The sequence below is a fragment of the Runella salmonicolor genome (genome assembly GCF_024158025.1).
Classification (GTDB): Bacteria; Bacteroidota; Bacteroidia; order Cytophagales; family Spirosomataceae; genus Runella; species Runella salmonicolor.
The window spans coordinates 37,797-53,020 of the sequence record NZ_JAMZEL010000009.1 but is presented as its reverse complement, the minus strand read 5'-3'; the positions used below and the strand labels follow the sequence as shown (position 1 = coordinate 53,020).

10 protein-coding genes are annotated in these 15,224 nt (G+C 48.4%); 5 read left to right on the top strand and 5 right to left on the bottom strand.

Annotation, left to right across the window (positions count from 1 at the left end; all coding sequences use genetic code 11):
* Nucleotides 1-53: 53 nt before the first annotated feature.
* The 5 genes from NCI00_RS19575 to NCI00_RS19555 all read right to left on the bottom strand — a co-directional run bounded on the left by NCI00_RS19575 (nt 54) and on the right by NCI00_RS19555 (nt 6,710).
* Entirely contained in the window at nt 54-503 is a 450-nt protein-coding gene (locus NCI00_RS19575; RefSeq protein WP_114459517.1) for a DUF3237 domain-containing protein, read from the bottom strand.
* A 3-nt stretch (nt 504-506) separates the two neighbouring features.
* Nucleotides 507-1,745 carry a flavin-dependent oxidoreductase gene (locus NCI00_RS19570; RefSeq protein WP_253530382.1) on the bottom strand — a complete coding sequence of 413 codons (1,239 nt, stop codon included), beginning with the start codon at nt 1,743-1,745 and terminating at the stop codon, nt 507-509.
* Nucleotides 1,746-2,003: 258 nt separating this feature from the next.
* The gene (locus NCI00_RS19565; RefSeq protein WP_114459516.1) at nt 2,004-3,056 is read right to left on the bottom strand and encodes a 2-oxoacid:ferredoxin oxidoreductase subunit beta; all 1,053 of its coding nucleotides are present in this window, start codon (nt 3,054-3,056) and stop codon (nt 2,004-2,006) included.
* 52 nt (nt 3,057-3,108) lie between these two features.
* Entirely contained in the window at nt 3,109-4,938 is a 1,830-nt protein-coding gene (locus tag NCI00_RS19560; protein WP_253530381.1) for a 2-oxoacid:acceptor oxidoreductase subunit alpha, read from the bottom strand.
* The gene (locus NCI00_RS19555; protein ID WP_253530380.1) at nt 4,908-6,710 is read right to left on the bottom strand and encodes an FAD-dependent oxidoreductase; all 1,803 of its coding nucleotides are present in this window, start codon (nt 6,708-6,710) and stop codon (nt 4,908-4,910) included. Before NCI00_RS19555 ends, NCI00_RS19560 begins: the two co-directional genes overlap by 31 nt.
* 384 nt (nt 6,711-7,094) lie before the next feature.
* Between NCI00_RS19555 and NCI00_RS29380 the strand changes: the two genes are divergently transcribed.
* From NCI00_RS29380 to NCI00_RS19525, 5 genes are all read left to right on the top strand, one after another.
* On the top strand, nt 7,095-8,603 hold the full coding sequence (locus NCI00_RS29380; RefSeq protein ID WP_256498286.1) for a family 16 glycosylhydrolase: 1,509 nt from the start codon (nt 7,095-7,097) through the stop codon (nt 8,601-8,603).
* Between the two features lie 52 nt (nt 8,604-8,655).
* Nucleotides 8,656-9,765, top strand: coding sequence for a glycoside hydrolase family 88/105 protein (locus NCI00_RS19540; RefSeq protein WP_253530379.1), 1,110 nt, complete (start codon nt 8,656-8,658; stop codon nt 9,763-9,765).
* Between the two features lie 208 nt (nt 9,766-9,973).
* Entirely contained in the window at nt 9,974-10,531 is a 558-nt protein-coding gene (locus tag NCI00_RS19535; RefSeq protein ID WP_253530378.1) for an RNA polymerase sigma factor, read from the top strand.
* Nucleotides 10,532-10,552: 21 nt separating this feature from the next.
* Nucleotides 10,553-11,551: a FecR family protein gene (locus NCI00_RS19530; protein WP_253530377.1), complete on the top strand. Its 999-nt coding sequence runs from the start codon at nt 10,553-10,555 to the stop codon at nt 11,549-11,551.
* Between the two features lie 162 nt (nt 11,552-11,713).
* Nucleotides 11,714-15,211, top strand: coding sequence for a SusC/RagA family TonB-linked outer membrane protein (locus tag NCI00_RS19525; RefSeq protein ID WP_253530375.1), 3,498 nt, complete (start codon nt 11,714-11,716; stop codon nt 15,209-15,211).
* Nucleotides 15,212-15,224: the final 13 nt, after the last annotated feature.

Here is a 15,224-nt window from a genome sequence, read left to right as displayed (position 1 = left end):
AACCCATCACGCAAGCGTTTTGTTAAACCTTATAAAGTGGCTTTAAAAATGCCCTATAAAACCTCATACACCTGAATCAACACTTTATCGGGTTTGCGCACACCCGTGGCCACAAAAACCGACTGCGTGAGCCAAGCGTAGCGGGGGTCAGCGGTTTCAAACACGGGAATGGAACGAAAATAGTACTGCGACGGCAATACTTCTTCCCCCGCCGCAAGGCGCTTCATCACCGCCGCAGGGCCCCGCCTAAGTCCCTGATTGACAATCGTTATCAATGCTCCATCGTCGGTTTTCAGTACGTACCGTGCGTCTACTTCGGCGACTTCATCGGTTCGAATCAACTGCCAATCGTAGCCTCCTGCCTGAATCGTTCCCTTTATTTTTGCCCCTTCAAACGTCCCCCCTTTGATGGGTATCATCCGACGATTGCCCTTTGGCGTATCTCCCAACACTTGTATTTCTGCCACTTCTACCCGCAGCTCAAAAGCGAATTTCAACTCCATCTTTCATGATTTTTGGTTAAGGGTCTGAATATCAAACCCCGCAATTTGTTTATACCGATTCATTACCTCTTCCAACTCAGCGCGCGGAATCTGGTCTTCAGAAAAACCTTTGGGAAAACGTTCTTCCATGCGGTCCATGATTTCGTCGGGACCTTTGGCGCGATTTTGCAACACCACTTTTGCCGTAGCAGGCACGCGCTCATCGTTGTAAGCCATTAACGCTTCTGTAGGATTTTGCGTATTTTTCAAACATTCCGCCAAATAATCGGCATCCAAAATCGCCTGCGACGCCCCGTTGGAACCAATCGGGTACATGGGGTGGGCGGCATCGCCGAGCAAAGTTACGCGGCCAAACGTCCAGCGGTCCAACGGATTTCGGTCCGACATTGGAAATTCATATACCACTTTGGCTCCCGCAATCATGGCAGGTACATCAAGCCAGTCAAACGTCCAATCTCTGTATAAATTAACTAATCGCGGCTGGTCTGCGGGGCGATTCCAATCCCTTACTTCTAGCTTTTGTTGCTCGTTTTCACGCACATTTGCCACCCAATTGATGAGCTTGTTCCCATCAGCATCTGACTCAGGATGAATAGGATACGCCACTATTTTTTGGGCATTATGCCCCACCATCACCATGGTTGTTCCGTTCAGAAACGGCTTCATCCGCGTAGTGCCTCGGTACAAGATATTAGTAGAATACACCGGGGGGCCTTCGTTGGGATACAGTTGCTGTCGCACCACCGAATTGATTCCGTCCGCCCCAATCAGCAAATCGCCCCGCTCCTGCCCGATGTTTTGTCCCGTTTCTTTATTGACAAAATGCGCGATGACTTCCCTTTCATTTTGTTCGAAAGAGGCCAAATGATGGTTGGTGAGGAGTGCCTCACTGCCCAACACCCGCGTGGCTTCTTCAAACAGCAGTTGTTGGAGCCTACCACGATGGACTGAGAATTGGGGCCATTTGTATCCCGCAAATCGCCCGCGTGGCTCACTCCAAAAAGGCTGTCCAAATTTATTAAAATAGGCCAAATCGGTCGTTTCAATGGCATTTTGGGCAATGATGGATTGCAGGCCAAGGTGGGTAAGGACCCGAACCGAATGCGGAAGTAAATTGATACCTACCCCCAGCGGTTTTACTTCTTTGACCGATTCAAAGACTTTTACTTCCAATCCGAGCTTATGTAGGCAAAGGGCGGTGGTCAACCCACCAATTCCTCCCCCAATGATGAGTACTTTCATATTTTTTAAAACTGAATATTAAATAAAATTACGCAAAGTCGCTAATAATCAGAGATTTAAAAGGGAATGCTGGTGCGCTCGGTTGCGAGCAACCGAGCACGATGGTTGCTTACAACGCAATACGGTTCAAACACTCCAATATTCATGCTCAAACGCATAAAAGCTGACAAGTTAATTCAAATCTGGGAATCATATTGCCAAAAACAAAAAACCGCGCAGGGACTCACCCTACGCGGTTTGACTATTGAGTGCCAGAAATTATCTAAACTCGTCGTTAATCATGGCCAGTACTCCCGCCCCCGGACACAAATCCTCTTCTTTTAGGCTGTTCAGCGGACGCTTATCTGACTTGATGATTTCGTGTAAATCCTTGCTATCGGGGTCTACGTACACCAATCCCGTCAGGATTTCGCCTTCGGCTTTGGCTTGTTGCAAACGGCTCATCGCCGCCTGACGGTCGCGCGGATCCCAGCCGTCGGCGAGCTTGTGCAACTGTACCGACGAACCGTCGTGGAGTTCGACGTCTACCGAGCTGCCACTGTCATACGAAACGGTAATCTCTTCTTTTTCGGGAACGTACCCAATTTCGGCCAACGCCTCAATGTGGTCGCGAACATAATCGTACGACTTGGTAGAACCCACGTTGTTATTGAAAGTTACGCAAGGAGAAAGCACGTCAATCAGCGCAAAGCCATTGTGTGAAAGCGCCGCTTTGATGAGCGGTACGAGCTGGGTTTTGTCGCCCGAAAAGCTGCGCGCAACAAACGTAGCGCCCAATTCAAGCGCCATACCCACCAAATCAATGCCTTCAAACGGATTGACGGAACCGCTTTTGCTGACCGAACCCGCATCGGCTGTGGCCGAATCTTGTCCCTTGGTCAGACCATAGCAACCGTTGTTCATCACGATGTACAGCATGTTGAGGTTACGACGAATGGCGTGCACAAACTGCCCCATTCCAATCGAAGCCGTGTCGCCGTCGCCCGATACACCGAGGTAAATTAGGTCACGGTTGGCCATGTTGGCCCCCGTAGCCACCGACGGCATCCGCCCGTGGACGGAGTTGAACCCGTGTGAGTTGTTGAGGAAATAATTGGGCGTTTTGGACGAACACCCGATACCCGACAGTTTTGCCACGCGGTGCGGTTCAATCGACATCTCGTAGCACGCCTGCACGATGGAGCCGCTGATAGAATCATGCCCACAGCCCGCGCATAGCGTCGAAATCACCCCTTCATAATCTGTTTTAGTGAAGCCTACCGCATTTTTGGGCAGGTCGGGGTGACGAAATTTTGGTTTTATATACGTCATTGGAATTCTTTCTCGGTTAACCGTTATACAAGGTTATTTATATTATTCCTATCTACAACTTAATCGCTTCCAAATGCTTGGCAATACCGTTACGAATGGCATCGGCGGTGATGGGCATACCATCGTAGTTTAAGACTTTGATTAGTTTCTTTGGGTTGATTTCCAATTCATTAATCAACAGCGTACGGAATTGCGCGTCGCGGTTTTGCTCAATCACAAATACTTGGTCGTGGGCTTCGATAAACGCCTCCACGGAAGCATGGAACGGAAAAGCAGTGGCGCGCATGGCGTCTAGCGTAATTCCTTCTTCTTGTTTCAGCAAATCGAGCGCTTCCAAGGCCGCGTAGGTCGTGGTGCCGAAGAAAATCATGCCGATGTTGCTTTCGTTTTGGGCCTGATAAAACTCGGGCAGCGGCAGGATTTCCTTGGCCGTATCCCATTTTTTAGACAAACGATCCAGCACCTGCGCATTTTTCACGCCGTCTTCGGTGTAGCGCGCATATTCGTCGTGGGAAGTACCCCGCGTAAAGAAAGAGCCCTTGGTCGGGTGCGTGGCCGGGAGCGTCCGATACGGAATACCGTCGCCGTCCACGTCAAGGTAACGTCCAAACTGCTTGCCCATGGCGCTCAATGCGTCCAAATCTTCGGCGGTATACACTTTCCCCCGGTCATAGCGACGGGCATCGTCCCACTTCAGGGGCGCGGATAAGTGCTCATTCATGCCCAAATCAAGATCGGTCATGACAATAATGGGCGTTTGGAGGCGTTCGGCCAAGTCGAAGGCATCGGCCATAAAGTCAAAACATTCGGACGGATTGCTCGGAATCAACAATACGTGTTTGGTATCGCCGTGCGAAGCATAGGCCGCCAACAGCAAATCCGATTGCTGCGTACGCGTGGGCATCCCTGTAGAAGGCCCGCCACGCTGCACATCCACCAATACGGCGGGGATTTCGGCAAAATACGCCAGTCCCAAAAACTCATTCATCAACGAAAGCCCTGGACCGCTGGTGGCGGTAAACGCCCGGGCACCGTTCCAGTTGGCTCCCAGCACCATGCCAAAGGCGGCCAATTCGTCTTCGGCCTGTACGATTGCCACTTTTTTAAGGCCCGTTTCGGGGTCAACGCGCAAACGATTGGAATACTTAGCAAATGCCTCCACCAATGAAGTAGATGGCGTAATAGGATACCAACCCGCTACCGTAGCTCCCGCGTACACGGCCCCGATTCCGCAGGCGGTATTGCCGTCGATGACGATGGCATCACCCACCAAGTCGCGGCGCTCCACACGCAGTCCCAACGGATGCTCGTAGTTTTCTTTTATGTAGGTTACACCCGCCATCATGGCCTGCACGTTGGGCTCAATGAGTTTGGGCTTTTTCTTAAATTCATCAGCAATGATGCCTTTCACCACCTCCAACTCAATGTCCAACAGGGCCGCCAATGCGCCCACGTAAATCATATTTTTGAACAACTGCCGCTGACGAGCATCAGAGTAGAGCCGCATACAAATCCCAATCATCGGAATGCCGATATAATTGACGTCTTCGCGGATAAAATCTTTGTGCAGGTTTTTGGTATTATCGTACAAAAAATACCCACCCGGTTTGACCGACGCTACGTCTTGTTTCATGCTTTGCGGGTTGACACACAGCATGATGTCTACTCCTTCGCGGCGGCCCAAATAGCCTTTCTCGCTAACTCTCACCTCGTACCAGGTCGGTAATCCCTGAATATTGGAAGGAAAAATATTTTTGGCGGTCATGGGGATGCCCATTCGGAAAATGGACATCGCAAACATATTATTGGCACTGGCCGAACCCGTCCCGTTGACGTTGGCAAACCGTACTACTAAGTCGTTAACTCCTGTAAGATTCCGCATTGATTACCTGCTTTGGTTACTGAATACAAATATTTCTGCATATCCCACGCTGACGTAGGACAACGCTCGGCACACAAGCCACAGTGAAGACACACATCTTCATCTTTGACCATCACACGGCCTGTTTTGAGCGTATCTGAAACGTACAAATCTTGGGATAAATTATCGGCGGGAACTAGAAGCCGCGAACGCAAATCTTCTTCTTCGCCATTGACGGTGAACGTGATACACGACGTGGGACACACATCCATGCAAGCATCACATTCAATACATTTATTTTCGGTAAATACCGTTTGTACGTCACAGTTGAGGCAACGCTGAGCTTCTTTAAAGCCCGTTTCGGGACTAAAGCCCAACTCCACTTCTTTTTTACGGTCTTTCAGGGTCAACGCTTTGTCGGCGTGCGGCACCTTAAAACGCTCATCGTCGGAGACGGGGCTATCGTAAATCCACTCGTGAATCCCCATTTTCTGACTGATCAGATTGGTATACGGAGAAGGACGGTCATGGACAGATTTTTCACTGCAAAACAAATCAATCGAGACCGCCGCCGAATGTCCCTGCGCTACGGCCGTGATGACGTTTTTGGGCCCCATGGCCGAGTCACCGCCGAAGAATACGTTGGGAATGGTTGACTGGAAGGTTTTTTCATCCAGTACCGGCAAGCCCCATTCGTTAAACTGCAAGCCTAAATCGCGCTCAATCCACGGAAATGAGTTTTCTTGTCCGATAGCCACCAGCACATCATCGGCTTCGATGAATACGTCAGGCTCACCCGTTGAGACGAGTTTGCGGCGGCCGTTTTCGTATTTGGCCTCCACTTTCTCAAACATCATTCCTTTGAGTTGGCCATCTTCCACCACAAACGATTTCGGAACATGACATTCCAGAATCGGAATATCTTCGTGAAGCGCATCCTCGATTTCCCAAGGCGACGCTTTCATTTCTTTGAATGGACTGCGCACCACCACTTTCACCTCTTCTCCTCCCAAGCGGCGAGAAGTTCGGCAGCAATCCATGGCCGTGTTTCCACCGCCCAAAACGATTACTTTTTTGCCGATTTTGGCCGTATGCTCAAACGCCACACTCGCCAGCCACTCAATCCCGATGTGGACGTGGGATTTGGCATCCCAACGGCCCGGTAAGTCGGCCAAATCTTTTCCTTTAGGCGCGCCCGTACCCACAAATACGGCATCATAACCTTGGTCCAAAACATCCCGTAGGCTGTTTACGCGAGTATTGAAATGCGTATGAATGCCCAAATCAAGCACAAAACCCACTTCTTCGTTGAGCACACTGTCGGGCAAACGAAACGAGGGAATTTGACTGCGCATCATCCCTCCGCCCATCGGTTGGTCATCATACAGATGGACCTCGTAGCCCAACGGAGCCAAGTCACGGGCCACAGTCAGTGAAGCGGGGCCACCACCGATGAGGGCTATTTTTTTACCGTTTGGTATAAAAGGGCCTTGGGGCATAAAGCTCGTTACATCCCCCTTGTTATCAGCCGCTACGCGTTTAAGGCGGCAAATCGCCACTGGCTCTTCTTCCACGCGCCCGCGTCGGCAGGCGGGTTCGCAGGGGCGGTCGCAGGTACGACCCAAAACACCGGGAAAAACGTTGGATTCCCAGTTGACCATGTAGGCCTCGGTGTAGCGTTCGGCCGCAATGAGCCGAATGTACTCGGGTACAGGTGTATGCGCCGGACACGCGTATTGACAGTCCACAACCTTGTGGAAATATTCCGGGTTTTTAATGTCAGTCGGTTTCAAGGAGATACGTTTTGAATAATCAATGTACGCAAGTTAATCAACAATAAACAAAAGTTAAAGAAGATACATAAACGTTTTTGGAGGAAGGAAGGCAAACGATTTGATGGGTATTTTCATTAGTTAATTGTGCTTAATTTGCTATTTTTTGGCAATTACTGTATTTTGTTTGGTATATCAAAGACCATGTTATCCAAATATTACTTGAAGGTTACGTGATTTTTTCAATGGTATTTTACGGAATTTCAAATCTGAAGGCTACATGAGAAGAAAATAGCAAATTTTGCCTTTGAAAGTAATAACCAGTAAAAACGAAGCCACCATTTTTATAACACACTGTATTCCTTAACAGAAGGCAATCATCTTTTGAACCAATAAACCATACGAATGAACAAGCACGTAATCTCCTTATTTTTAGCATTTTGGGCACTATCTTTTTCTTATTTCTCCAAGGCCCAATCCTTTCATAACAACAAAATCGTTGCCCACCGAGGAGCTTGGAAAAACACGGGAGCCCCCCAAAACTCCATTGCATCATTAGAGAACGCCATCAAACTGGGTTGTGTCGGCTCAGAATTTGACGTTAGAATGACCAAAGATGAAGTGTTGGTCATCAATCACGACGCACATTACGAAGGAATGGACATCGAAAAAACCGATTATGCCGAACTTATCAAAAAACCTTTGAAAAACGGCGAGCAGCTTCCGACGTTGGAAGAATACCTGAAAGCGGGTAAAAAACAAACCAAAACCATGCTCGTGACCGAAATCAAACCCTCACCTGCGGGCAAAGAGCGCGCCATGATTTTGGCCGAAAAAGTAGTCAAGACCGTTCAACAGTTAAAGGCCCAAAAATGGGTAGTGTACATCAGTTTTGACTACGACATCCTGAAAAAAGTGCGGGAATTAGACAAAAACGCAAAGCTGCAATACCTCAACGGGAATATCTCAGCGGCGCAACTTCAAGCCGACAACATCGGTGGGCTGGATTATCACTTCAGCGTTTTGCAAAAAGACGAGCAATGGATTGCCAACGCCAAAAAACTGGGCGTTGCCACCAACGCCTGGACCGTAAATGACACCTTGGTAATGGATTACTTTTTAGTTCGGAACATTGATTATTTAACAACCGACGAACCCGAAAAAGCCTTGGTACGTGATGCACGTTTTGCCAAAGAAAAACGCAGATTGGTCTGGAGTGACGAATTTAATTATTCTGGATTGCCAGATGCGTCCAAATGGGGCTATGAAGTCGGCGGCAAAGGTTGGGGAAACAATGAGTTGGAATATTACACCAACGCCGATACGTCTAATGCCCTCGTTAAAAACGGTGTTCTTTCCATCACGGCCCGCAAAAATAAATTTGAAAACCGAGACTATACTTCTGCCCGGCTCCTAACCAAAGGAAAAGCCGAATGGACTTACGGTCGCTTCGAAGTACGGGCAAAATTGCCCAAAGGGCGCGGCACGTGGCCCGCCATTTGGATGTTGGGCAGCAACATCCAAACCGCCGGTTGGCCCAAATGCGGCGAAATCGACATCATGGAGCACGTCGGCTACGACCCCGATACGCTCGTGGGCACTATCCACACCCAAGCCTACAACCACGTGAAGGGAACCCAAAAATCAAAGAAGATTTTCATTAAAAATCCCTACACCGAATTTCACGTTTACGCCGTTGATTGGACGCCCGAGAAAATTGATTTTCTGTTGGATGGCAACGTCTATCTAAGTATTCCTAACGAACACAAAACCGTCAATGAATGGCCCTTTGATAAGCCAGAGTACTTGTTGCTCAATGTAGCCGTGGGCGGCAATTGGGGTGGTGCAAAAGGCATTGACGAAAGCGTTTTCCCCGCCAAGATGGAAGTAGATTATGTGCGCGTGTTTCAGTAATCAAAACCGCTCATCCCTCCAAAAAATTGAAACGACCTTTAATTAACACAAAATGAATCGAATCCTGCTGAGCGCCGTTGCCGTCCTCCTTACCATTTCCTTTCAAGCTTGTAAAACATTCAAAGGGAGTGGGAAATCCACCATTGAGCAAGCCATGGTCAGGGCCATGCAGTGGCAGGAAGCCAACCCGATTTTCGCGAAAGCACCCACCGACTGGACAAACGGGGCTTATTATGCTGGCGTGATGCGCGCCCACAAATCGACGCAAAATCCTGCATTTTTGAACACTCTGGTTGATATGGGCAAACGTAATCAATGGAAAACCTACGACCGCTATTTCCACGCCGACGACGTGGCCATTTCTCAATCTTATTTGTACCTGAACTCCATCGGCAACAAAGACGTAAACCTTGCCCCTACTGAAAAGTGGATTCATGAGCACCTCTTTGAACCGCAGGATTGGAAAGTGGGTAAAGGAAATGCCGAGCAAAAAATATTATGGTGGTGGTGCGATGCCCTGTTTATGGCTCCTCCCGTGCTTACCCGGTACGCCATCCTGAAAAATGACCAAAAATACCTCGACGAAATGCACCGCTACTATATGGAAACGTATGAGCTGCTCTTTGACAAAGAAGAAAAATTGTTTGCCCGAGATACCCGTTTTGTGATAACGGGTGCTACCACGGATAAACGGGAAACCAACGGAAACAAAATTTTCTGGTCGCGGGGCAACGGATGGGTATTGGGTGGATTGGCCTTGATTTTGGAAGATATGCCCAAGAACTACAAACACAGGGCATTTTACGAAAACCTCTTTAAAACGATGGCGGCGCGGGTCAAAGAACTTCAGCCAAGCGACGGCCTTTGGCGTACGAGTTTGCTGTCGCCGGAGTCATTTGCGCACGGTGAAGCGAGCGGCAGTGGGTTCTTTACGTTTGGGTTGGCGTGGGGCATCAACAACGGGTTGTTGGAAGCAAAAACCTACCAACCTGCCGTCGAAAAGTCGTGGAAAGCACTGCAAGAATGTCAGCAAGAAAGTGGAAAAATAGGTTGGGTACAAAACATCGGTTATGACCCCAAACCCGCTGACAAAGACAGTTGGCAGAATTTCGGCACGGGTGCTTTCCTAATGGCGGGCAGCGAAATGCTAAAACTGAAATAGCGTTTATTGCCAGTTTTTTGGAATTAAAGACAACTCTAAAGGTTCGCGTTCGGTAAACAACGCGAACCTTTTTTTGTGAATTCCTACCAGAAAATGGCCAAATGAAACCTCCAGCACAAGCAACAAACAGTATTATTCAATTATTTTTCAAAACTTTTTAGGGATTTACGAGAGTTGTTCTACTGTACAGGTAAATGGGGTAAAACGTATGAATGTAAAGCAACTAGACGATGAACGGTTGGTTGGGTTTCTGCGGGAAGGTAAGATTTCGGCCTTTGAAGAAATCTACCGCCGCTATTGGTACAAACTTTTTGGGATTGCCTACCACCAAACGGGTGTGAGAGAAGAAGCCGAAGAACTGGTGCAGGAGGTATTTTTGACCATCTGGAACCGTCGGACCGAAGTAGTGATACGGCACCTAGATCTCTACCTAACCATTGCCATCAAAAATCAGGTCTACGACTACATCAAGTCGCAGATTAGTTACCGAAAATACCAAGAATACCTCATTTTTCAGGAAATCCATCAACACTACGCCACCGATGAAATCGTCAATTTCAGCGAATTATCGGCGGCGGTCGAAAACGTCCTGAGCCGTTTGCCCGAAAAAAGCGCCGAAGTTTTTAAACGCAGCCGCTTCGAAAATCAATCCGTTCGTGAAATTGCGCTCGGCCTCAACCTCAGCGAGAAGGCCGTTGAGTATCACATTACCAAATCATTGAAGTTTTTGAAAGAGAACCTCAAACCCTTCCAATCCGATAATTAAATGCCATTAACACACCCAGACATGACACAGCAAGAATTCAACGACTTGTCGAAAAGATATTTGGAAGGCCGAACCACCCCAAAAGAAGACCAACTTTTGACGGACTGGTACAACACTCAACCCAAGCATCACCCCCTTCCTCCCTTACAATCCCAAAAAAAAGAAATCGAAAAACGAATCTGGCAAAACATACACACCCAGATTCGGCCTGCGTCCAACGGATTGATGATTAAAATGGCGTGGTTGGCAGGAGTAGCGGCCTGCTTAGTGGTAGGGTTTGTGTGGTTTTCTAGCGATAAAGTTCCGCAAAACAACGAAACAACCGTACTCAAAGATCCCGAACAGGTTGGGATTGAAATAAAAAACACAACTATGTTAGAGCAGAAAGTACGACTGGAAGACGGTACGGTGGTCATGCTGAAACAAAACAGCAGCATCATCTACGACAAAAATTATAACAAAGCCAAACGAGAAGTACATCTCATCGGCGAGGCTTTCTTTAAGGTAAAACGAAACGTGACCAAGCCCTTTGTGGTCCACACGGGAGAATTGACCACGGAAGTGCTCGGAACAAGTTTCCGCATCAAACACTACGACAAAGCCAAAACGATTGAAGTGTCGGTCACAACGGGAAAAGTGTCGGTCTATGCCGAAAAGCCCAACCGCCCCGCCGAGCGCAATGGGGTCATTCTTACAACCAACCAACGGGTAGTGTTTGATGTGGCGTCCAAAAACATCGTTCCGAGTATCGTTGATGACCCTGTGCCTATTGTTAGCATTGAGAGGGCCCCGCCCCAGCTCGACTTTCGGGAAGCCTCCCTTCAACAGGTTTTGGATGCTCTTTCAAAATTATATGGCCTAGAGTTCATGATTGCCAATCCTAACGCCAAGGACTGTCACATCACCGCCGACTTAAACGGTCTTTCACTATTTACCCAACTGGAACTCATCTGTAAATCCATCGATGCCACCTACGAAAAACGAGGCACCGTGGTATTTATCTACGGTGACGGATGTTAGTAAAAAAAAGAGTCAAAAATGCTACGAACATTTTTGACTCAAAAGTGAAGCCCTCTACAAACGCCAATCTGTGGGAGGGCCTGTTTTTCAATTATTTACCATTAAAAAACAAGTAAATCTATGAAAAAAAACGTACCGATTCCAAAAATCTTATGGAAGGTTATGAAAATTACATTTTCACAAATGCTCCTATATGTTGTGTTCGCCAGCATGGCATGGGCCTACGATACCCAAGCGCAGGAAGTACTCAACCGACCTATATCGGTCATTGGCGAGCGCCTCGAACTCAGAGACATTTTGAGCCAAATAGAGAAGCAAGCGGAGGTGAAATTTGTGTACAGCACCAAGATAAAATCCAGCCAACGCCTGACGCTGAATGTCAGCAAACGTAAACTTTCGACGGTTCTGGATGAGATTCTGAAGCCGATTGCAATTGAATATGAAGTGATTGAAAACCGTATTTTGCTCAAAAAGAGAAAAAACGAACAAAGCTTACTCCCAAACGAAGAAGAACAGCCAGCGGCGGTCATTCAACCCATTGAGTTACCCATCAGCGGCACAATTAAGGACGAAAAAGGTGTGACGATGGCAGGCGTGAGCATTTTGATAAAAGGCACGTCCCGAGGCACCACAACCGATGCTAATGGTAACTTTAAAATTGACGTTCCAGACAAAAACACGGCCTTAATCATCAGCTATGTAGGATATTTATCCCAGCAAATTATGGTCGGCAATCGGAGTCAAATCAACATTACGCTGCTTCCCGATGAACGCTCACTCAATGAAGTACAGGTAGTGGCCTTTGGCGAGCAGCGCAAGCGCGATGTTACAGGCTCCATTGCGTCGTTGAAAGCGGCCGATATTCGCGCCAATACCGCCGCCAGTCCTGATGTAGCCCTTCAGGGGCGTGCGGCGGGGGTTCAAATCACACAGGCGGGCGGTACGCCCGGCGGGGCTGTGCGTATCAACGTGCGCGGGGTGGCTTCTATCAATTCCAATTCGCAGCCCTTGATTGTCATTGACGGTCAGCCCGTTAACAGTTCCGCCTTCGGTACGGGCGGCGTAGCCATGAATCCATTGGCCGAAATCAATCCCGACGATATTGAGTCGATGGAAGTCCTAAAAGATGCTTCAGCCTCCATATTGTTTGGTTCACGGGCGGCCAACGGGGTTATTTTAATCACCACCAAAAAAGGGGCAAAAGGTAAACCTACCATTGATTTTAGCTACCAACAGGGGGTCAACACAGCCACCAATCGCGTTGATTTCATCGACAACGGCGCCGACCATTTTAATATTTTGAAACGAGCCGCCCGCAACAACGTGCAGGCTGGACTGGCCCCAGCTTCTTCCAATTTGACCAACTTAGTGCCAACGGGTATTTTGCGGGGTTCTTTGCCAGCCTCTTTTGATAATCAATTGATTGACTCCACTACCCTCTACAACACCCGTACCAATTGGCTCGACCAAGTGCTACGACAGGGTGGTTTTCAGCAAGCTACGCTGAGTGCAGGCGGTGGTGCAAAAAACCTGACAATCTACGGAAGCGGCTCGTACCGTAAAGAAGACGGGATTATTATTGGACAGGGTTTACGCCGTTTGAGCGGACGCGTAAATGTAGAATACAGCCCCATCAAAATCCTCAAACTGGGCGCTAATGTTTCGGTCAATAGCATTGACAATGAGATGGTTCCGCTGGGAAACTCGTATCAATATGGCCTCACATCGGCCTTGCCTGCCTACCCGATTCAATTGCCCGACGGGTCTTTTTTCAACGGCATCGCCAACGGCACCAACAATACGCTGAGCATCGGTACCAACCCCGTCTTTTACCGCAACAACTATTCCAATAAGTCCAACACTTTCCGAAATATCAACACCTTTTTTGCCCAAATTGAACCCATCAAAGGCTTAACCATCCGTTCAGAATTTGGCACCGATTACCAAAAAACCAGAAATGATATATTGCTTAATCCCACTTTGTATCCCAGGGGAATTCAGGGGGCAGAGCGGACGGGAGAAGGTCGCGCTGAAAACCGCGACGTGCTGAACCGTAATTCTAACTGGAACAACACCATCAATTACACACGTGAATTAGGGAAAAACCACCGTATCGGTGTGTTGGCAGGGAATAGCCTCCAAAACCGCATTTCTGACAACGAAACCTACATCACGGAGCGCGTACCACCCGGGGCCAAAACGGGCTTGGACACTACCCGAACCATTCTTTTCAACGACGAAATATCGTTTCGATTTGTCTCTTATTTTGGAAGAATCAACTACGCTTACAAAGACAAATACCTGTTTGAAGTCAGTCTGCGCTCCGACGGCTCGTCGCGCTTTGGTCCCGAAAACCGCTGGGCTACCTTTCCGGGGATGTCGGTGGGCTGGGTCATCAGTGATGAGAGCTTCCTAAGCAACAGTTCATTTGTCAACTTCCTGAAACTCCGCGCCAGCTATGGCCGCACCGGAAACGCCGAAATCGGAAATTTCTCGTGGCAAAAAAACTTTACGTTTGTGGGGTACAATGCCGCCATTTACGGCGGGATTCAGGGAGGTCAATTTACCAATCCCGGCAACTCCGCCCTGACGTGGGAGTCTACCAAGCAATTTGATGCGGGCATTGAATTTACCCTGTGGAACAAACGCATCAGCGGTACGCTTGATTTCTACAACAAAGACTCCGAAGGCTTGCTGCTGGATTACGCACTGGGGCCGTTGTTTGGCACCATCAACAACTCCATGACCATCAACCTCGGCTCCGTTCGCAACCGTGGGGTAGAATTCAGTCTCACCACCCGCAACATCACGAAAAAGGATTTCCGATGGACGACCGATTTTAACATCAGCCACAACAAAAATACGGTGTTGAGTACCTACACCGCCCCTTTCCTTAATTTTCCCTTCCAAGTCATTGCTGGGCCGAGTATTGCCACACCAGGCTATCCTTTGGGCAACTATTACATGGCGCAATTTGCTGGTTTTGACCCTAATACAGGTAATGAACTCTTTTACGAGCGCGACCGGGTCGTTTTCAACAATACGGGGCAAACCGTGAAAACGGGGGCTTTGTGGGATGGAACCATTGCCAATAATGCCGGCAACAATCAATTTATTCTCGAAAATCGCACGCCGTACCCAGTGCTTTTCGGTGGTTTGACCAACAGTTTTCAATTCCGTAAAATTGATTTTAACTTTCTGTTTTACTACCAATACGGTAACTGGATTTATGACCAAGCCCAACGTACTCAAAGCTACCCAACCACTGGTCAGGTGTTAAGGGCCGAAAGCCCGGGCATCGGCAGTCTGCGCGATGAACTCAACAAAACCGAGGGGGCTTTCCGAATGCAGTGGAATTCCAACGCACGGGGCTTTGAATCTTCTCGATTCTTGCACGACGGCTCATTTATTCGTCTCAAAAACGTGCAGCTCGGGTATACGCTTCCTGCGTCGGTGGCCAAAAAATTGCGTCTCCGCACAGCACGAATTTCATTGACCGGACAAAACCTGCTCACCTTTACCAAATTTACGGGTTGGGATCCCGAAGTATTTCGCAACGGCGGTGCCGACGGCTCCACGGCAACGCTTTCTCCGGGAGTCACCAACAATGATTTGCCACAGGTGCGCACCCTCTTAGTCGGCATCAACTTTGGGTTTTAATTATTTGACAACC